16 protein-coding genes and 1 pseudogene are annotated in these 20143 nt (G+C 48.3%); 15 read left to right on the forward strand and 2 right to left on the reverse strand.

What is annotated here, in order from left to right; translation table 11 throughout:
- Nucleotides 1–55: 55 nt before the first annotated feature.
- Nucleotides 56–565, reverse strand: coding sequence for a porin family protein (locus C9I98_RS08405; RefSeq protein ID WP_051901950.1), 510 nt, complete (start codon nt 563–565; stop codon nt 56–58).
- Between the two features lie 250 nt (nt 566–815).
- Between C9I98_RS08405 and C9I98_RS08415 the strand changes: the two genes are divergently transcribed.
- From C9I98_RS08415 to C9I98_RS08485, 14 genes are all read left to right on the forward strand, one after another.
- Nucleotides 816–2117 carry an amidohydrolase gene (locus tag C9I98_RS08415; RefSeq protein WP_036818263.1) on the forward strand — a complete coding sequence of 434 codons (1302 nt, stop codon included), beginning with the start codon at nt 816–818 and terminating at the stop codon, nt 2115–2117.
- 458 nt (nt 2118–2575) lie between these two features.
- The gene (locus C9I98_RS08420) at nt 2576–2746 is read left to right on the forward strand and encodes a XapX domain-containing protein (RefSeq protein WP_107271843.1); all 171 of its coding nucleotides are present in this window, start codon (nt 2576–2578) and stop codon (nt 2744–2746) included.
- 40 nt (nt 2747–2786) lie between these two features.
- A complete protein-coding gene (gene deoD, locus C9I98_RS08425) occupies nt 2787–3497 on the forward strand; it encodes a purine-nucleoside phosphorylase (protein WP_107271844.1) in 711 nt (236 codons plus the stop codon).
- Nucleotides 3498–3916: 419 nt separating this feature from the next.
- On the forward strand, nt 3917–5407 hold the full coding sequence (locus tag C9I98_RS08430; protein ID WP_036824385.1) for a lactate dehydrogenase: 1491 nt from the start codon (nt 3917–3919) through the stop codon (nt 5405–5407).
- Between the two features lie 235 nt (nt 5408–5642).
- Nucleotides 5643–8507: a hybrid sensor histidine kinase/response regulator gene (locus tag C9I98_RS08435; protein ID WP_245907115.1), complete on the forward strand. Its 2865-nt coding sequence runs from the start codon at nt 5643–5645 to the stop codon at nt 8505–8507.
- Nucleotides 8508–8785: 278 nt separating this feature from the next.
- Nucleotides 8786–9304, forward strand: a complete 519-nt coding sequence (locus tag C9I98_RS08445; protein WP_081878984.1) for a DUF3016 domain-containing protein — start codon at nt 8786–8788, stop codon at nt 9302–9304.
- Between the two features lie 501 nt (nt 9305–9805).
- A complete protein-coding gene (gene tal, locus C9I98_RS08450; RefSeq protein ID WP_107271845.1) occupies nt 9806–10756 on the forward strand; it encodes a transaldolase in 951 nt (316 codons plus the stop codon).
- A 75-nt stretch (nt 10757–10831) separates the two neighbouring features.
- Complete coding sequence (tkt, locus tag C9I98_RS08455; RefSeq protein ID WP_107271846.1) at nt 10832–12826, forward strand: transketolase; 1995 nt, start codon at nt 10832–10834, stop codon at nt 12824–12826.
- Nucleotides 12827–13403: 577 nt separating this feature from the next.
- A complete protein-coding gene (locus C9I98_RS08460; protein WP_036822742.1) occupies nt 13404–13847 on the forward strand; it encodes a PTS sugar transporter subunit IIA in 444 nt (147 codons plus the stop codon).
- 13 nt (nt 13848–13860) lie between these two features.
- A complete protein-coding gene (locus C9I98_RS08465; RefSeq protein WP_107271847.1) occupies nt 13861–15267 on the forward strand; it encodes a PTS mannitol transporter subunit IIBC in 1407 nt (468 codons plus the stop codon).
- 45 nt (nt 15268–15312) lie between these two features.
- Nucleotides 15313–16584: a zinc-binding dehydrogenase gene (locus C9I98_RS08470; RefSeq protein WP_036822745.1), complete on the forward strand. Its 1272-nt coding sequence runs from the start codon at nt 15313–15315 to the stop codon at nt 16582–16584.
- A 58-nt stretch (nt 16585–16642) separates the two neighbouring features.
- A complete protein-coding gene (locus tag C9I98_RS08475) occupies nt 16643–17161 on the forward strand; it encodes an MltR family transcriptional regulator (protein WP_036822748.1) in 519 nt (172 codons plus the stop codon).
- 9 nt (nt 17162–17170) lie between these two features.
- Nucleotides 17171–17905 (forward strand): nucleoside/nucleotide kinase family protein, encoded by a 735-nt coding sequence (locus C9I98_RS08480; RefSeq protein WP_036822750.1) that lies wholly within the window; start codon nt 17171–17173, stop codon nt 17903–17905.
- 26 nt (nt 17906–17931) lie between these two features.
- Entirely contained in the window at nt 17932–18681 is a 750-nt protein-coding gene (locus tag C9I98_RS08485; protein WP_036822753.1) for a phosphatase, read from the forward strand.
- 60 nt (nt 18682–18741) lie between these two features.
- On the opposite strand, the gene C9I98_RS08490 is transcribed toward C9I98_RS08485, so the two are convergent.
- Nucleotides 18742–19446, reverse strand: coding sequence for a hypothetical protein (locus C9I98_RS08490; RefSeq protein WP_107271848.1), 705 nt, complete (start codon nt 19444–19446; stop codon nt 18742–18744).
- 61 nt (nt 19447–19507) lie between these two features.
- Here C9I98_RS08490 and C9I98_RS08495 point away from each other — a divergent pair.
- Nucleotides 19508–20143: pseudogene (locus C9I98_RS08495) on the forward strand (transposase); the annotation flags it as partial.

The raw sequence follows: 20143 nt of genomic DNA on the forward strand, positions 1-20143 counted from the left end.
GGGTGCTAATGCCGTCTATATAAACGGCATTACCTTAATCTGCAGGGTTAAAGTGTTACAGGCTAGCGCCAATTCCGAACATAATGGCGTTGTTGGTTACATCGCCCATATCGCGGTACTCGTAGCCCAATGACAAATCAATAAATGGCAGCATGGTAAAGACAACACCGGCACCACCGGTGAAGCCCCAGCCATCATCGCTGTCGCGGTTTCCCGGGGTATCGATGTCATAGTCGTAGTAGTTTGTACCGGCCTTGGCGTACACGCTACCGATGAGCAATGGAATATCGGCACGTAACGTTAGCGGGAAAGCGGTATAGTCAATATCATTGGTGACGCCATTTGCATCCACATCGGCGCTGCCTTGTACCACACCGACATTGGCTGAAATCAGATCATTGAAATGGTATGAGGCGTTGATCCCGTACTCAAAGCCGTTATCACTTTCCCCGTCATACTCTACTCGCGCCCCACCAGCATGTGCGCCAACCGAAAGCCCTAAGATATCGGCACTCACTGGCGCCGACAGCCCTAATGCCATTACAACCGCTGCTAATTTTTTCATTCTGCTTTTCCTTTGCCATGAAGGTTAACCGTGAAGGCAGCAAGCCGAAAACTACAACCCCTACTGCTCTGAATCTTTATTGGTGATCCTTTAACGGCTAGTTGAAAAAGCATAAAAAATCCAATTTTCTCATCATGTTCCGTGCCATGGCTCACCTTCAACTTATAAACCAGACATACCGCATCTGGCTTAGCGTATTCCAAACACTGGGTATATGCTTAAAACACCATGATTTACTAGGGCGCAATCTATGTGGGTACTGGTTCGACGCTTGTTTCTTTCGGCGGTTATGGTGTTGCTTTTAGGCTGCGAACAAGAGACATCGCCCTCGGCCGACATCATTTATATCAACGGTGATATTGTCACCATATCAGAGCCCGCCTTAGCGACAGCCCTTGCTATTAAGGACGGTCGAATCCAGGCTATCGGCACCCAAGATGGTGTCATGCGCCACAAAGGGGACAATACCCAAGTGATCGACCTTGACGGAAAAGCCATTGTGCCAGGGTTTATCGATCCCCACGGTGCCCTGATGGCCAATGCCGAAAAGCTCGGTTCGCTTCAAGAAGCGCAAATCGAATATGCCAAGCAAGGCTTTACTACGATTTCCGAAGGCTCTGCGACGGCAGAAGATATCGCAGCCCTGCAAGAAGCCGCGCATGATGAGCTTTTAACCCAAGATATCATCCTTATCCCGCTTTATGATGCCGCGGTTGAGTTGGTTACTGCCTCCCCTGATAGCTTTGGGGAATATAGCAACCGGCTAAAGTTTGGCGGAATTAAGCTGATCCTAGATGGTACTGCCGAAGAAGAAACGGCTTGGTTCTCGATGCCCTATATTGTTCCCATCAATCAAGAGGAAGGCTGGCGGGGTGAGCCCAACAAGCCTTATAGCCAATTCAGGCAGCGCTACAAGTCTGCCATGGAGCACGGCCTGCAAGTCTATACCCATGCCGTTGGCGATGCTGCGGTGGACGCCTTGATCCAAGTGGGCTACGACTTAAAAATCAATGCCTCCCAAGACAAGCGCCATGTGGTTGTAAAATCGCGCTTTATGCGAGTAAACCAATTAAGCCATTACGTCAAGCTCGGGTTTCTACCCAACTTTTCCACCGGACATATCTTTTTTAATGGCGATACCGATGCCTCCTTGCTTGGTACTCAACGCGCCTATTTCCAGAGCCCGGCAAAGTCCACCGTTGAGCTTGGGATCAGCTTCACCAACAATACCAGCAGCGACCACTATGGTATCCACAGCCTCAATAGTATTTGGAGTGCGGTAAGCCGCCGAACCAAAGCTGGCACCATCGCCGGTGCCGACGAACGCATCGATATTGTTGATGCCTTAAAGGCCATCACGGTTAATGCCGCCTATCAGTTTTTTGAAGAAAGCAGCAAAGGCACGCTAGAACCGGGGAAACAGGCCGACTTGGTGATCCTGTCGCACAACCCACTTGATGTTGCCCCCGGCCAGCTGCGCGATGTTGAGATATTGGAAACCATTAAAGAAGGTAAAACCATTTTCACTTTGTCGCAGCCAACTGAACAATAAATTTAGGGTGATAAACCCGAACTTCCTCCCCGTGCCAAATGCTCAATTAACCAGCAACAAGGCCATTTATCGCCAGGGGGAATTTCTCCCACCCAATGAAATCCATTACAACATCACACTTACTATTGTTGGATTACATAAATCTATCAATAAGCAAAACCTCACACCAAACCCCAACAAGCTAATGTTTTATATAATTTTTAGTTAACTTTCATTGCAGTGTAGCTCCAAAAACACCCGCTTTTCCGCAAACGATTACGCCCTCTTTTTCAACAGATTTGGTAATCAAGGTGCTATTTTTGATGAAGAGAAATCCGAAGTGTGATCAAGATCTCGAGATCCAATCCTCCCCTTGCTTACACTTTCTCCATCAAAACGGCACAGCACAAAAGCGCCATTAGAGCAGCATATAGCCGCCGAAAATATATAAACACGACATTGTACTAGAGGGTAAACACATGAATGAGATTCTGCTTGCAACATTCGCAGGATTAATTGTTGGTCTATTTTTCTCGGCCATCAAACTACCGCTTCCGGCTCCCCCTGTTCTCCCGGGGATCATGGGTATCGTAGGTGTTTACCTCGGTGGTGTTGCCTATCAGGCAATTGTTGAACGTTTTTTCTCTTAATTCTTCGTCATTAACGATAACAATATTCTAGGAGTGATCTATGGCTACCCCACACATTAACGCAGAGCGTGGTGATTTCGCAGATACCGTACTAATGCCAGGTGACCCGCTACGTGCCAAGTTCATCGCTGAAAATTACCTTGATGACGTAAAACTGGTTTGTGACGTGCGCAACATGTTCGGTTACACCGGTACTTACAAAGGTAAGCCAGTATCGGTAATGGGCCACGGTATGGGTATCCCATCGTGCTCTATCTACGTTCACGAGCTAATCAAAGATTTTGGTGTTAAAAACATCATCCGTGTTGGTAGCTGTGGCGCTGTTCATGACGACGTAAAACTGATGGACGTTATCATCGGTATGGGCGCGTCAACAGACTCTAAAGTTAACCGCATTCGCTTCAACGATCATGACTTCGCTGCAATCGCTGATTTCGGCATGCTTGAAACAGCCGTTAACGAAGCACGTGCCCAGAACGTACCAGTTCGTGTCGGTAACGTTTTCTCTGCTGATCTGTTCTACAGCCCAGAAGCAGACCTGTTCGACAAGATGGAAAAACTAGGCATGCTTGGCGTTGATATGGAAGCGGCGGGTATCTACGGTGTTGCAGCTGAGCTAGGCGCTAAAGCACTTACCATCCTGACTGTGTCTGACCACATCAAACGCGGTGAGAAACTAAGCTCTGAAGATCGCCAGAAGTCATTTGCTGAAATGATGAACGTGGCGCTAGAGACGGCTATCAAGCTGTAAGTTTTATGTGGTCAGTGCTACCCCCGATTGCACTGGCCACTTTTTCTTAACTAACTGATCATCAAATTATTTATACCCAAGTAACTTCGTGCACCGGCCAAAGTTACTTCGTTATAAGTATTGAAATAGATATTGCCGAAAAATAGGGATATTAGTACCAACAAAAAGCGGATACCGGCTGAACCTCAGCTCAATATTCTGTAAAATGTGGCGTCTTACACAATTTGAACGAATGAATAACAAATAACCATTCATTCACGCAGGAAATGCTAGTAGAAGCAAATTGTAGGCACTAATCATGTGCAGGGTTAGGGGAGCACTCCTACCCTGTACCTCCCTCCCCCCTTTAAATCTGAATTGAGAAGACAACACGGACAGCAACAGAAGTTACATTGGCCCATGGAGTTAGGTAGGCTGACATGATGAAAACACCCCATACCGACGAAAAGACACTCTTACTTCCCCAAGCAAGCCACGGCTACCAGTTCAACCACTGCAAAACCGTTAGCTGCCAACACTTTGGTTCAACCAATACCGACCACTATGTATTGCAGCGCAGTAACCCAAGTAAGCCGATTTTAGTCTGCCGTGAGTGTGGTGCTTTCCCCCCATTGATCAACAACCATGATGTTGATGCCGAAGTCACTCGCCTGAAACAACAACAAAGCAGCGGCCTACCGGCCTGCAGCAATACCGAATGCGATAATTTTGCCCTACCTGTGCTCACCCATCGCCAGCTATACCATGCCTTTGGTTACAGCGGCGATCGCCAGCGCTACCGTTGCAAGTGTTGCCAAACCACCCTTGTTGACCGGTGGTCGGGCTTCAATAGCAAAAACCAACTCCAGCAAAAGCTGTTAGCCATGCTGTTTACCGGCTATGCCGTTCGCGATATCTGCCGTCGCCTGAACATGAATCCGAAATCGTTCTATGACCAGCTTTCGCATATCGCCAGTCGCTGCCGCCGCCAGTTGGCCATGTTCGACGCCCGCTTGTTCAAGCATACGCAAGCCTTGGAACTGGCATCAGATATCAGCCCACTGCAACCTAACAATGACAACGGGGTGCTTTGGGTAGCAAGCTGTGAGGCACGAACTGGTTATGTCGTTTCGCAAGATTTGAACTATCAGCAACATGAGCAAGAGACCAGCCACGAGCACCATGATCCATTTGCAGATGGTACTCGTTATATGGCACCACCGGCGGCTAAATTAGTCGAGCCACCGCTAGCCCCGCCCCAAGGCTTGCTGGCAAAAATTGATGCCAAGTACCGCGACATGATGTCGCGCCCAAACCTTGAAGATCCACTCACCAACATGGCGCGGATTAACTATCCGGCCAAAGGGTGTTTGATCCGGCCTCAATACACGGTCTATGCCCACTACCTGCACTTGAGCCAGTTACTTCAAGACAGTGAGCAGCTGTCGATCTTCATGCCGCAAGAAACCCTATTGCGCTCGGCCTGCATATCCGTGTTTGTCGAACGCATTAAAGCCAACACAGTCCACCCTATCTATATAGAATGTGATAAAGAATGGCAGCACGGCCAGCCAGCGGGAAGAATCGACATTGTTTTGATGGGATGGTGGCGAGATCGTTGGGCATTCACCCGCCATGACAATATCAGCAAGGGGATTTGTCACCTGGGTGGTGAAAAAGACAATGAGGCCTTTTGGTTAGAACATGCCTCTCATGATGCAATCACCGCATACCAGCAACGTTTCCAAGACCAGTTCAACCAGCTGGTTAACGAGCCGCGTAGAAAACTTCGTCCAGGCGGGCTGCTACCACTGCTAGATATCTACCGGGCTTGGAACAACCTCTGCCGTCAAGATCGCAGCGGCCAGACCCCAGCACAAAAAATGGGATTGGTTACCAAGCCACTGACCCTCGAAGAGTTGTTAAGCTGATCACCACGCCAAAGCACGCACCTGATAATCAACTATATGAATATCAGGTGCGATAATCTGTGAACCGACCGTAATTCTTCGCCTCTATCTCGACAATATATTGATTATTGAACACCTTCTAGACCAAACTGATAATCAATACTTAATGACTTAGTCCTCAGCTAAGCCACCATAAAACCTAAATATAAAATTAAACAACAATACTGATGTATCGAAATGGATTTCGAGGTGTAGTTTGCTATCAATTCTTCCTAACCGAATAAAACCAATTTTACTGGGCAGTATGCTATTTATCGGCATCGTGCCTGCTTTCCTCTATAGCTGGCTTAGCAGTGACAAGCTCTCGACCGTGGCTATCGGACAAATCGCAAAAGGGCTGAGCAGCCGTACCGAGCTGGCCGCCCATAACCTCGATGATATTCTTGCCCAGCGAGTGTTGAGCATCCAGAAACTTGCGAGCTCACCGGTTTTCGAACTGGAAGCCGACAAGGCCCTGGTAAACCAAAACTTCATAGGCAGTTACCTAAATGAGCTGACCGATGTCGACGAAGGGTTCGATGAGATTTATCTTATCGAGACGGAGCAACAACAAACGGAGCTACTTGCCAGCTCAAGCAACCAATCGTTGGAGCACATTACTTCTGCGTTAAGTGACGGGGGAATTACGCTCCACTCCGAACGCGTGCATGAACTCGTCCAGGAAAATTCCTCTTTACTCTTTTCTACACCCCAACTATTCGATGACCACGCCTACCTATATATCATCACGTCGATTAGGCACGAGCACCACCATGAAGATACCAAAGAGCGTTTTTTGGTGATCAAATACCAGCTAGAGGAGCTTAACAGCCAGCTGACTTTCCTTGGCGAGCGTATTAGCAATAGCGACTACATTATGCTGATCGATGACCAAGGGGACCCAGTACTAAAAGGCCGCCACCAAGGCCAATCGTTAGTGGCTTTTTCCGACTTCAAACGCTTCTACCAGCAAACACTCACCCAACGCCCTGCGGCAGCAAATGAGTTGATGACCTATGACAACCAAGCCAAAGAAACCATGGTTGCCACCTTGTCACCGCTCACCTATGCATTGCCGGGGTTGCCACAATGGTCGCTGGTCTCCATCACGCCAAAGCACACCGTAACCGCCACTATCGAATATCTGCATAACTACTTCATGCTGGCACTGCTGGCTACCGCGGGTATCGTTCTGTTCCTTTCATGGATGCTGTCGCGCCGTATCACTGTGCCTATTGCCAAGCTATCTCGCTTCGCGGCCCAGTTTAAGTTGGGCAACTACACCCGAAACGAAAACTTCCGCGGTCCCCATGAATTCCAAGTACTGCATGACGCCCTTAACCAAGGTGCCGACAAGATTTCGTTGGATACCAAGCGGCTTAACCAAGCCCTGCAAAAAGCGGAATCTGCCGACCGTGCAAAATCTGCCTTCCTGGCAAACTTGTCCCATGAAATTCGTACCCCGATGAATGGGATGCTGGGGCTGTCGCAGCTGCTGCTTAAAACCGATTTAAACAAGGAGCAAGAACAGCACCTACGCACTTTGCTCGATTCCGGCAAACACATGATGGCCCTGCTAAATGACATTCTCGATTTCTCTAAGATCGAGCAAGGGCAGCTTAAGCTCGATCCAACCCACTTCTGCTTCACCGACTTGGTAGGCAGTATTGAGAGTACCTACTACTCACTGGCAAAAGAGAAAGGCATTGGTTTCAATATCCACTGCGAGTTTGAACAGTCCCGTTGGTTTTATGCCGATAAGGCCCGCATCCGACAAATCCTGTTCAACCTGATCAGCAATGCCATCAAATTTACCGAAAAAGGCAGTGTCGATGTCATTCTTCGCTTGGACGATATAGAAGGTAGCAATCAGCAAAAACTCACTATCGTGACCCAAGATACCGGTATTGGCATCCCGCCCGATCGCGTTGAGCTTATCTTCAACCCGTTCGCCCAAGCCGAAGCCTCTACCAGCCGTCGTTTTGGTGGTACCGGCTTAGGTCTGAGTATCGTCAACCAGCTGGCTAACTTGATGGATGGTGGCGTCACCGTCAAAAGCGAACAAGGCCAAGGCTCAACCTTTACTGTTGAGCTAGCCGTTAACGAAGGTCAGTTCACCGAAGAAGAGCAACAAGAAGTCAATTTTGACCACAGCGCTTTCGCCAACTTGAAAGTGCTGATTGTTGAAGATAACAACCTGAATGTGATGATCATCGAGACCTTCCTCAAGCACCGCGGCTTTGTTACCTCGGTAGCTGAGAATGGCGCCGAGGCCCTCGCCATGTTGGAAGACAATATCTACGACCTGATCTTGATGGATAACCACATGCCGGTCATGGATGGTATCGAGGCAACCGGGCGTATCCGCGCCCTTTCCAGCATTGCCAGCCAAACACCGATCTTTGCCTGCACTGCCGACGTCTTTGCCGAAACCCAGCAAAATATGATGAATGCAGGGGTGGACTGTGTGATCACCAAACCGCTGGATGAGCGCAAATTGCTTGATGCGCTCCAGCGCTTCAAAAGCAAAATCACCGCAATGGCTGCCCACCGAGAAAAACTAACAGTAACAACCCCGGCAGCGCCAATCAGTGTTGTGCCCCCTGTAGAGGCAAACAGCCTCGTTTTGGAAGGCGCCACACCATTACTCGACAATGAACAAGGGGACGATATGAATAGCGATGATTTCTCAGATTTCGGCCTAGATGGGATTGAATCAAGTATGACGCTGGATCCGGCAGCCTTTTCCGAAGTCGATATCAATGCCCTATTGGAAGTGATGGATCACGACCATGACATCTCAGTTCAATTCCTTCACATGTATAGTGATGAGCATGGCAATGACATTGCAAAATTAACGGAAGCTATCGACCAGCAAGACTTCGACAATGCCGTCCTGATCAGCCATTCACTGAAAGGCGCGTCAGGTAGTGTCTGTGCCTACAAGGTCCAGCAGGCGGCAACCGTGGTTGAAAAGCAATTAAAGCAAAAACAAATCCCGCCAGTAGCCGACATCGAGCAGTTGAAGAAGATGCTAGATGCCGCTTGCCAGCAAATAAAACAACAGCTGGCCTACCCGTAGAACACATATAGGCAAACGGACTTAATGATGACAGAAAGCCGCCATTGGCGGCTTTCGTTTATTTATATGCTTTTCGATTTAGAGCCACTGGGTCTTCAAGGCTATACCTTGCCTTGCCTTGCCTTGCCTTGCCTTGCCTTGCCTTGCCTACAAGATTATAAATTTTCGCTGAACCTGCACCTTGAAGCAGCATGGATTTATAACAAATGATCAGAACAAATTAGCATCTTTCCGGTCTACATAAATAGGAATGAAAATCATTAACCGCCGGAGTACCCATGTATAGAAGAATGCACAAGAGAAAATCGCTTTATACATTGCCGTTTCTACTTGCTGTTATGAGTGGTGCTAGCCTTGCGAATACTGTTATCGACAATCCCCCCGCCAAGGTGACATGGCAAGACCCAAGCAGCTACCGTGATGTCAAAACCGCCACGGGCAGCCAATCTCGCTATGAGCAAAGTGTCTTTGCCCAACTCTCAAAGCAGTTTGGCGATGAAGCCAAACGCTATTTACCAGAAGGCCACCAGCTTAATATCACCGTCACCAACCTTGATCTGGCAGGAATGGTGAGATACCGGCCGGAACTATCCCAAGAAATCCGGGTGCTCGATAGTGTGACACCGCCATCGATATCTTTCAGCTATGAGGTGAAGCAAGGAGAAACCGTCATCAAATCAGGTGAAGAGCAATTGCGGGATCTCAATTACCAAACCAGTGTCGTCGGCCTCGCTCGGGAAAAGTCACTCGCCTATGAAAAAGCAATGATTACAAGCTGGGCTAAAAAATCACTTTAACCACATATGAGCATTTGTAAGCCCCAACCAAAACAGTCACTTCAAGCATTTCGCTGCCAAGCATCCTATTGAGCCCAGCCATACCCGTTGCTTGCCGACACGCCAATCGTTCACCAGCGTTGCAAATGCAACGCTAATTGGCTGATGTATGGCAAAACGGCATGTCAGAACCGTTACAAAAGATCACAAGCAAGATCATATGCTCACACCTTTCACGCCATGTAACCACTAACTAAAACAACTCAAAGTTCAGCAATTGGCTACACCACTAAAATAACCAGACTAAAAGTGGGATCAATCCGCAGTTTACTTCGATTTTCGATTGACAAAAATTGTGAAAACGCTAATTATCGAAACATCAATTGTTCTTAAGCGATCCATATGCTCAAGCATCATGTTTTTGGTTTGAAGCAAAATGGTTAAGAGCAGGTAATAATGACTTTACTAGCTTCACATTAGGCTAGCATTGAAACAAGCCCAACATGTAAAAGGTCGATAACTATGAGCACAAAATTGGAACAACTGCGCGCGCTAACTACTGTTGTTGCTGACACGGGTGATATTGAAGCAATTAGCAAGTACAAGCCGGAAGACGCGACGACTAACCCATCGCTAATCCTAAAAGCGGCTCAAATTGCTGAATATGCACCACTTATCGATCAGTCTATTGCATACGCTAAAGCACAGAGCGACGACAAAGCACAGCAAGTACAAGACACTTGCGACATGCTAGCAGTGAACATTGGTAAGGAAATCCTAAAAGTTATCCCAGGCCGTATCTCAACAGAAGTGGATGCACGTCTTTCTTACGACACCGAAGGCAGCATCACAAAAGCTCGCCAGCTAATCAAAATGTACAACGACGCTGGTATCTCAAACGATCGTATCCTGATCAAACTGGCTTCGACTTGGGAAGGTATCCGTGCTGCTGAAGTACTAGAGAAAGAAGGCATCAACTGTAACCTGACGCTACTATTCTCATTCGCTCAGGCTCGCGCATGTGCCGAAGCGGGTGTATTCCTAATCTCGCCTTTCGTTGGTCGTATTATGGACTGGTACAAGGCGAAAGAAGGCCGTGACTTCGAAGCCGCTGAAGACCCAGGTGTTATCTCTGTAACTAGCATCTACAACTACTACAAAGAGCACGGTTACAACACCGTGGTGATGGGCGCTAGCTTCCGTAACACTGGTGAAATCCTTGAGCTTGCAGGCTGTGACCGCCTAACTATCAGCCCTCAACTTCTTCAAGACCTAGAAGAAGCACAAGGTGAAGTGGTTCAGAAGCTAACTACAGCAACTGAAATCAAAGAGCGTCCTGCGGCAATGACTCACGCTGAGTTCCTGTGGGATCACAACCAAGATGCAATGGCTGTAGAGAAGCTTGCTGAAGGTATCCGCAACTTCGCGGTTGACCAGGGCAAACTTGAAGCCATGATCGCTGAGCGTCTGTAATAATTAACTTGAATTCAGGAAGCGGCCTCTAGCCGCTTCCTTCCTTTTTGATCTAAATAAATCGTGGAAACCAATATGGAACGTAAAGTCCTCGCTAATGCAATCCGTGCCCTAAGCATGGACGGTGTACAACAAGCAAACTCTGGCCACCCTGGCGCACCTATGGGTATGGCTGATATCGCTGAAGTACTGTGGCGCAGCCACATGAACCACAACCCACAAAACCCAGAGTGGGCTGATCGCGACCGTTTCATCCTGTCTAACGGCCACGGTTCAATGCTGATTTACTCGCTATTGCACCTAACAGGCTACGAACTATCTATCGACGATCTGAAAAACTTCCGCCAACTGCACTCTAAAACACCTGGCCACCCTGAATACGGCTACGCGCCAGGTATTGAAACAACCACTGGCCCGCTAGGCCAGGGCATCACCAATGCAGTAGGTATGGCGATTGCTGAAAAAGCGATGGCTGATCAGTTCAACCGCGATGGCCACGACATCGTTGACCACTTTACTTACGCTTTCATGGGCGACGGCTGTCTGATGGAAGGTATCTCTCACGAAGCATGTTCTCTTGCAGGCACTCTGGGCCTAGGCAAGCTAGTTGCCTTCTGGGATGACAACGGCATCTCTATCGACGGTGAAGTTGAAGGTTGGTTCTCTGACGACACGCCTAAGCGTTTCGAAGCTTACGGCTGGCACGTGATCCCTGCAGTAGACGGCCACGATCCAGCAGCAATTAACGCTGCTATCGAAGCAGCGAAAGCTGAAACGGGCAAGCCAACGCTGATCTGTACCAAGACTATCATCGGTTTCGGTTCACCAAACAAAGCGGGCTCTCACGACTGTCACGGTGCACCACTAGGCGCTGAAGAAATCGCAGCAGCACGCGAGTTCCTAGGTTGGAACCACGGTCCATTCGAAATCCCTGCCGATGTAGCAGCGGAGTGGGACGCTAAAGAAGCGGGCGCAGCAAAAGAAGCTGCTTGGAACGAGAAATTCGAAGCATACGCAGCTGCTCACCCAGAGCTAGCAGCAGAATTTAAACGCCGTGTTAACGGTGAGCTGCCTGCGCAATGGGAAGAGAAAGCGAACGCTATCATCGCAGATCTGCAAGCGAACCCAGCAAACATCGCCTCTCGTAAGGCTTCTCAGAACGCACTAGAAGCATTCGGCCAGATGCTACCTGAGTTCATGGGCGGCTCTGCTGACCTGGCGCCATCTAACCTGACTATGTGGTCTGGTTCTAAGTCACTAGAAGCAAACGACTTCACCGGTAACTACATCCACTACGGTGTACGTGAGTTCGGCATGACCGCAATCATGAACGGTATCGCGCTACACGGTGGCTTCGTACCATACGGTGCAACTTTCCTCATGTTCATGGAATACGCGCGTAACGCAATGCGTATGGCGGCACTGATGAAAGTGCAGAACATCCAGGTTTACACTCACGACTCTATCGGTCTGGGTGAAGACGGCCCAACTCACCAGCCGGTTGAGCAAATGGCATCACTTCGCCTAACACCAAACATGAGCACATGGCGCCCATGTGACCAGGTTGAATCGGCAGTGGCTTGGAAACTGGCTATCGAGCGTAAAGACGGCCCAACATCGCTGATCTTCTCGCGCCAGAACCTAGCACAGCAAGCACGTACAGAAGCACAAGTTGCAGACATCGCAAAGGGTGGTTACATCCTGAAAGATTGTGACGGCAAGCCTGAGCTGATCCTGATCGCAACCGGTTCTGAAGTTGAGCTAGCAGTCGCAGCGGCTGAGCAGCTAGCTGCAGAAGGCAAGCAAGTACGCGTTGTTTCAATGCCATCGACAGATGCATTCGACAAGCAAGACGCGGCTTACCGTGAAGCAGTACTGCCATCAGACGTAACGGCACGTATCGCTGTTGAAGCGGGCATTGCTGACTTCTGGTACAAGTACGTGGGCTTCGATGGCCGCATCATCGGTATGACGACCTTCGGCGAGTCTGCACCTGCAGGCGAGCTATTCAAGATGTTCGGCTTCACGGTTGAAAACGTCGTTGAAACAGCAAAAGAGCTATTAGGTTAATACAGCACCTTCTATCTACTACCTAAGATTTAACACTAAAATGCCGGCGATAAGCCGGCATTTTTATATCTGCTCTATAAACCTTTCCAAACCTTGCCGCCACCAGCCCTTCCTTAATTTGACGAGTGAACCCGCCCACTACCCCCTCGCTCACATTATTTTCCCACGTCTAGCATTCAGGCCATTTTCATATCTGTTATTAACTTACGACTATTGGTTACCGACAAAAACAATGCGGAAAACAGCCTTTATAAGCCATTGAAACCAGAAAATCCATCAAATTCTCAGGTCGATCTACATCAAACATTTAACCCGCGCAATCAGGAAAATTAGACCTTAATCACAATCAGCAAAATAATTTAAATTTCCATTAATTTGATCAACTTCTAAATTAGTAGGTTGATTTGTAATTTAAAGAAAAAAAGAAATTAAATGACATAGCAAGAGTGTGAATAGGAGCCTAAAAGACTCATTGACACTGCCAATATATAGATCTTTATCACAAAACACCGTCAATTGATCCCGTCGTCTTATTGAATTGATAATAGCCACAACAAGCAACGGCAGGGATAAGAACATGCTATATGATTTAATCGACCACGAACTCATCGACGTTATCAATGACGGTAACTACCAGTGGCAAGAAGCAGTCCGCAAAACAACTCAGTACCTAGAACAACGCGGCTACGTTTCACCTCAATATGCAGATGCCATCATCCAATCGACAGAAGAAAATGGCCCCTACTACGTGTTATGCCCAGGGCTAGCCATGCCCCATGCCCGACCAGAAACCGGCGTGCTGAAAACCGGTCTGGGTATCCATGTTTTCCCAAATCCTGTCGACTTCGGTTCGGAACTCGGCCCAGCCAATATCCTAATTACATTAGCAGCAAAAGACTCTGACACCCACATTGAAGTCATTCAAGCCTTGAGCGAGATGCTTGTGGACGAAGAGAACATTGAAAAACTAGCCCAAGCGGCTTCCAAAGAGCAAGTGCTAGACATAATAAAAGCGTACTAAGAGGGAAAATAACGTGAAAACAAATATGCGAGCCAATGTGCAAGCCTTCGGGGGTCATTTGACCGCCATGGTCCTTCCGAATATCGGGGCCTTTATCGCCTGGGGCTTTATTACCGCACTTTTCATCCCAACAGGCTGGATGCCAAATGAAGCGTTTGGTGAACTCGTCGGACCGATGATCACCTACTTACTGCCACTGCTGATTGGTTATACCGGTGGTCAAATTATCGGTGACAAGCGCGGTGCGGTTGCCGGTGCCATTGGTACCATGGGTGTTATCGTCGGGGCGGATATCCCAATGTTTGTTGGCGCGATGATCATGGGCCCACTGAGCGCATGGGTGGTGGTGCAAATGGATAAGCGTATCCAACACCGTATCCCGTCAGGTTTCGAGATGGTGGTAAACAACTTCTCGCTGGGTATTGTCGGCATGATTTTGTGCTTGTTTGCCTACGAGATTGTTGGACCAGCCGTTACTGCTGCCAACCTATTCGTAAAATCAGGCATTGAAGCCCTCGTTGCCACAGGTTTCCTACCACTTCTGGCTATCATCAACGAACCTGCCAAGGTGCTGTTCCTAAACAACGCCATTGACCAAGGGATCTATTACCCGCTGGGCCTTCAGGCAGCGGCTGAAACCGGCAAGTCTATTTTCTTCATGGTGGCATCTAACCCAGGACCTGGTTTGGGTATGCTACTGGCCTATGCAAAATTTGGCCAAGGCCTAAGTAAGCGCTCTGCACCAAGTGCGATTATCATCCACTTCTTCGGTGGTATCCATGAGCTTTACTTCCCTTACGTGCTAATGAAGCCAATCATGATTGTGGCGATGATTGCTGGTGCCGCTACGGGTATCGCAACCTTCAACCTACTGGATGCTGGTTTGGTGGCAGGCCCAAGTCCTGGTTCAATCTTCTCTTACCTGGCACTTACGCCGAAGGGCAGCTTCATCGCAACCATTGCCGGTGTAACCTCTGCGACCGTGGTGTCTTTCCTTGTCGCCAGTGCCATCCTGAAGATGAGCAAATCAGAAGAGAAAGAGAGCGAGTTCGAACAATCCGTTTCTGACATGAAAGACATGAAAGCTGAAGGTGCTGTAAAACCAGCGGCAGCAGCGACAGAAACAAAAACAGAAACAAAAGCGATTCAATTTGTGGCCTTCGCCTGTGATGCAGGTATGGGGTCCAGCGCAATGGGCGCATCAACCTTCAAGCGCAAGCTCACCAATGCAGGCATTGATATTGAAGTGAAGAACTTCGCTATCGAGAAAGTCCCAAGTGATGCCGACATCGTTGTCACCCACGAGAGCCTAGAGAGCCGCGCAGTCAACGCCACCGGGCTACCCGTCATCACAATCAAAAACTTCCTAAACGACCCTGCTCTAGATGAGCTGATGGTAACTATCGAACAACAAGCCTAACAACGCAGTAAGGGGCGGTTCGCCGCCCCACTCAGGAGAGAAATCATGGTACAAACAACGGCAGCGGTTATCTGTGGCGAAAAAGATGTTCAACTACGAACGTTCGAATTACCGGCCATTTCAGCAGACGAGCTTCTGGTAAAAAACATTTCAAATAGCATCTGCCTATCCACTTACAAAGCAGCTTTGCTCGGTAGCAAACACAAGCGCGTGCCAGAGAATATCGACGAAGTGCCTGTGATGACAGGCCACGAATATGCAGGCGTGATTGTGGAAGTAGGTGAAAACCTCAAAGACAAATTCACCGCAGGCGACTACTTTGTCCTGCAACCTGCAATGGGACTGCCATCAGGCTACTCAGCTGGCTACAGCTACGAGACATTTGGCGGTAACGCCACTTACTCCATCATCCCAAAAATCGCCATCGACTTAGGCTGTGTCCTGCCATACCAGGGCGAGTACTTTGCGGATGCCTCATTAGCTGAGCCGATGTCTTGTATCATTGGCGCTTACCACGCCAGCTACCACACCACCCCGTATGTGTACGAGCACCAAATGGGCATCAAAGAAGGTGGCGCATTGGCACTTCTGGCCTGTGCTGGCCCGATGGGAATTGGCGCCATTGACTATGCGATTAATGGCCCGGTTAAACCCAAGCTCATTGTGGTCACCGATATCGACGAAGCCCGCCTTGAGCGAGCAGAAAGCTTGATTCCGGTCAGTGCTGCCCATGAGCAAGGCATTAAGCTCCATTATGTAAACACCGCCAAAATTGACGATCCGGTGGCCTACCTTAAGTCACTCAACGACGGCCAAGGGTTTGATGATGTGATGGTGTACGCTGCCGTATCACAGGTACTGGAGCAAGCTGACGAATTGCTTGGCAATGATGGCTGTTTGAACTTCTTTGCCGGCCCAACCGACAAGAACTTCAAAGTACCGTTCAACTTCTACAACGTGCACTACGAGTCAACCCATATTGTGGGCACTTCGGGCGGCTCGACAGGCGATATGATCGAATCACTCGACTTATCCTCTGATCACCTGATCAACCCATCATTTATGATCACCCATGTTGGCGGACTGCAAGCGGCGCCGCACACAATACTGAACCAACTGGAAATCCCTGGCGGTAAGAAATTGATTTACCCGCACATTGATCTACCGCTCACAGCTATCGATGACTTTATGTCGCTTGCCGAGCAAGACCCGTTCTTCGCCGAGTTGGATGCAATCCTAAAAGCCAACAACTACGTGTGGAACATGCAGGCTGAAAAAGCGTTACTAGAGTTTTACGACGTGAGCTTAGCGGTTTAGTTACTACGAATTTGTGTGGTAGCCTTTTCGCTGCCACATAATGGAGAGGTCACAAACGTTGTCACGTGAACAAGAATTACTGAAGAAACTGGAAGAGTGCGAAAACGCGTCTTCGTTTCTTCAGATTTCGAACAAAATAATCAACCTCAAGTTAAAAGCATTACTTCCAAAAGTCTTTGTCCAAGACAAGTTAGTGATGGAATATGCTGTGGAACCCTTATTACGGGAAGATGGCCCGTTGGAAACCACCGATGTTGTTTCCAAATTGATGTTTGCCATGGGTAAGATTTCGTTGGAAACCTATGCGGATATTGGCCTATACAACCAAACCTTAGAGTATACCCAGTCGCTTTCAGACAAAGTCTCTTACGGTGATGATGTCGTATATGACTTCATAAAAAGCCAAGCAGTGCTTTCATCACAACAAGACGGCTTTTACCTTGAGTCCATCAATAAATTAAAGTTTTCTTCGTTCGAAGCTTTTTCCCAAATGAGATACGAATCTCTGATCAAAACAGTATTGAACCTGTCATGCGAACTGTTACTGGAAAACATCGAAAAAGAAATTAAGCAATAAGGCCTCACGATGAAAGTGAATTTGAATATCAGTGGGTTCGATACCCAAGCTGAATTCCCAGATAGTGATATCAAAACCATACATAAGCCCTTGGTGGAAAAATTCACCCGCCTGTACCAAGAAACCCAACAGCGGGTAGTCATCTTCCTTAGCGCCCCTCCGGGCAGTGGCAAGTCAACCCTTGCGGCATTTTGGGAATATTTATCCGAACAAGAAGCACATTTAGAGCCTTTGCAGGTATTGCCTTTTGATGGCTTCCACTACCCCAATGAAATCCTCGATAACAACAGCATTGAGCGCAACGGCGAGATGGTTACACTTCGCAGTATTAAAGGCTCTTACGAAACCTTTAACCTAACCGAGCTCATCGACAAGCTTAAGCAGCTCAAAGTTAAGGACCCCAAGTGGCCTTACTACGATAGAAACCTGCATGATCCGGTCGACGATGCCATTGCCGTCGACCGTAACGTTGTCGTTGTTGAAGGCAACTGGTTATTGCTTGATGAACCGGTATGGCAAGGCCTGCATCACCTCGCCGACTTCACCGTCTTTATTGATACCCAACCCGAATTTTTGCAAGCGCGTTTGGTGAACCGAAAAATACGGGGCGGCACCTCACCGGAAGCGGCATTGGCGTTTTACCAAACCTCAGATGCCGTCAACGTCGAGAAAGTCCTCAACCATTCGATCAAGGCCGATCTGAATATATTTATGAACCAAGACGGATCATTTGAGATCCGCTAAACCGTCCGCCACCGCAGGAGATCATTATGGATATCGTGATTGATAGCCACACTCACACTGTTGCCAGTGGACATGCCTATAGCACGATCATAGAAAATGCACTGGCCGCCAAACACAAACAGCTCAAACTGCTTTGCACCACCGACCATGCACCTCAAATGCCCGGTGCTCCCCACTACTGGCACTTCAATAATCAAAGGATCTTGCCTCGGTTTTTGCACGGCGTAGGAATACTACGTGGCGTTGAGGCCAATACGCTAAATGTTCAAGGCGAAATAGATCTACCGGCATCAACCGACCAACACTTGGACTGGGTGATCGCCAGTTTCCACGAGCCCGTTTTCAAACCGGCAACAGAGGCTGACCACACCGAAGCCCTGCTCAACGTCATCAAAAGCAGTCGTGTCGATGTATTGGGCCACTTAGGCAACCCCAACTACCCATTTGATATAGAAAAAGTACTGCGCTGCGCCAAGGAGTTTAATGTTGCCATCGAAGTAAACAATACCTCGCTTACCGGCAAAAGCCGCAAGGGGAGCGATGTGCGCTGCAGCACCATCGTCGAGGTTGGTAAAGCGGTTGGTGTCTATTTCACCACCGGCTCTGACGCCCATTTTTGTGAAGAAATTGCCCGGCTCGATTTAGCTATCGATTTGCTCAAGCAGCATGGTGTCGACGAGGAGAAAGTGCTCACCACCTCAACCAGCCGATTCCTGAATTTCTTATTACTGCGAGGTAAACAGGAAATCCCTGAATTTGAAACGCTGTATGAGTAAATAGCTAAATTTATCTCATCCTGAAATATATTCGCAGTGTATTTTAGGGTGGGATAAAGTTTACTCTTGCCAACTGTACAAAGCGGCTCCACGATAGACCACTTCGGAACTTTCAAGTTGCAAGGTATTGCCGGAATAGTGGCCTCGCTGATAACGCTCATTGATGTGCAATAAGTTATAAATCCCGGCACCAGCCCCTAACTCCCCCATGAAAGAGCCAGACATCACGATTTGAGTATGCTCCCCCACCCAAGGGAAAAGCTTGTGGTACATACTAGCCCATTCCGCAGTCAATGAATCGGTTCCATTATAGGGGGCGTAAAATTGATGAAGATCGACACTGTTGGATTGCTGATAGCGGTCAAACAATGCCGAAACCGCTGTACCTAAAGGCTTATCGCTGGTTTGCCCTTCATAACAAAACCAATGATGGGTAAGGCCAGTTGATGACTGGCTGATTCTCGTTAACACCACACACTCGGCAGCAGGCACTGTGCTGTCATACCACTGAGTATCAAACTCGTTACTAAATTGCTTATCACTTAGGCGAGGGTCACTATCTATGGCAAGTAACCATATATAAGGACACTGCTGCTGTGTAGTGAAAATCTTATCAATATGGCGCCAAGCGAAAAGCAATGAGCTTCGTCCGTATGGAAAGAGTACACATTGCGAGTGCTTCTTCAGCACCGGAATTGCGTCATATAGGCTACAACATAAATTTTTGTATTGCTCGCTGTCTAGTGTCCCCAATTGAGGTAGCATGATCCGCACCAGCAGTTTTGGACACCGAGTTAAGTGAGTACAATCACTAACGAGGTGAATCATGACAAACAAGAAGAAACGTATTATCCATTCTCCTGAATTTAAAGCAGAAGCCCTTAAACTGGCAGAGAAAGTGGGAGTAGCTGCGGCAGCAAGGCAGCTCTCTTTACATGAATCCCAGATATACGGTTGGCGCAAAGCAGCAAAGAAAGACACCTGTACCAGCCAGCGAGAAAGAGAACTAGCCGCAGAGGTCGCTAAGCTAAAAAGGCAGTTGGCCGAGCAAGCTGAAGAGCTAGATATCGTAAAAAAGGCCGCCACCTACTTCGCGAAAAATCTAAAGTAGATTGCTACGAATTTATGCTCGAACACCTGCTGTACTTCAGTGTTACCCGTATGGCTAAGGTGTTCGGGGTATCTCGGAGTGGGTTTTATTACTGGATTAAGCATCGCTATAAGGCCTGCCAGCGGAAAGCGGTTCGCCAAGTGCTTGATACAAAGGTCAAAGAGGCTTTCGATAATAGCAAGGGCCGTGATGGCTCGAGACGCATCCAGAAAGAATTGGCAGAGAACGGTGATAACCATAATGTTAAAACCATTGCCGCCAGTATGAAGCGTCAGGATTTAATACCGAAAGCCGCACGCAAGTTTAAGTGTACAACGGACAGCAAGCATAAAATGCCTGTCGCTCCGAACC

The sequence above is a fragment of the Photobacterium sanctipauli genome, from assembly GCF_003026495.1.
GTDB lineage: Bacteria > Pseudomonadota > Gammaproteobacteria > Enterobacterales > Vibrionaceae > Photobacterium > Photobacterium sanctipauli.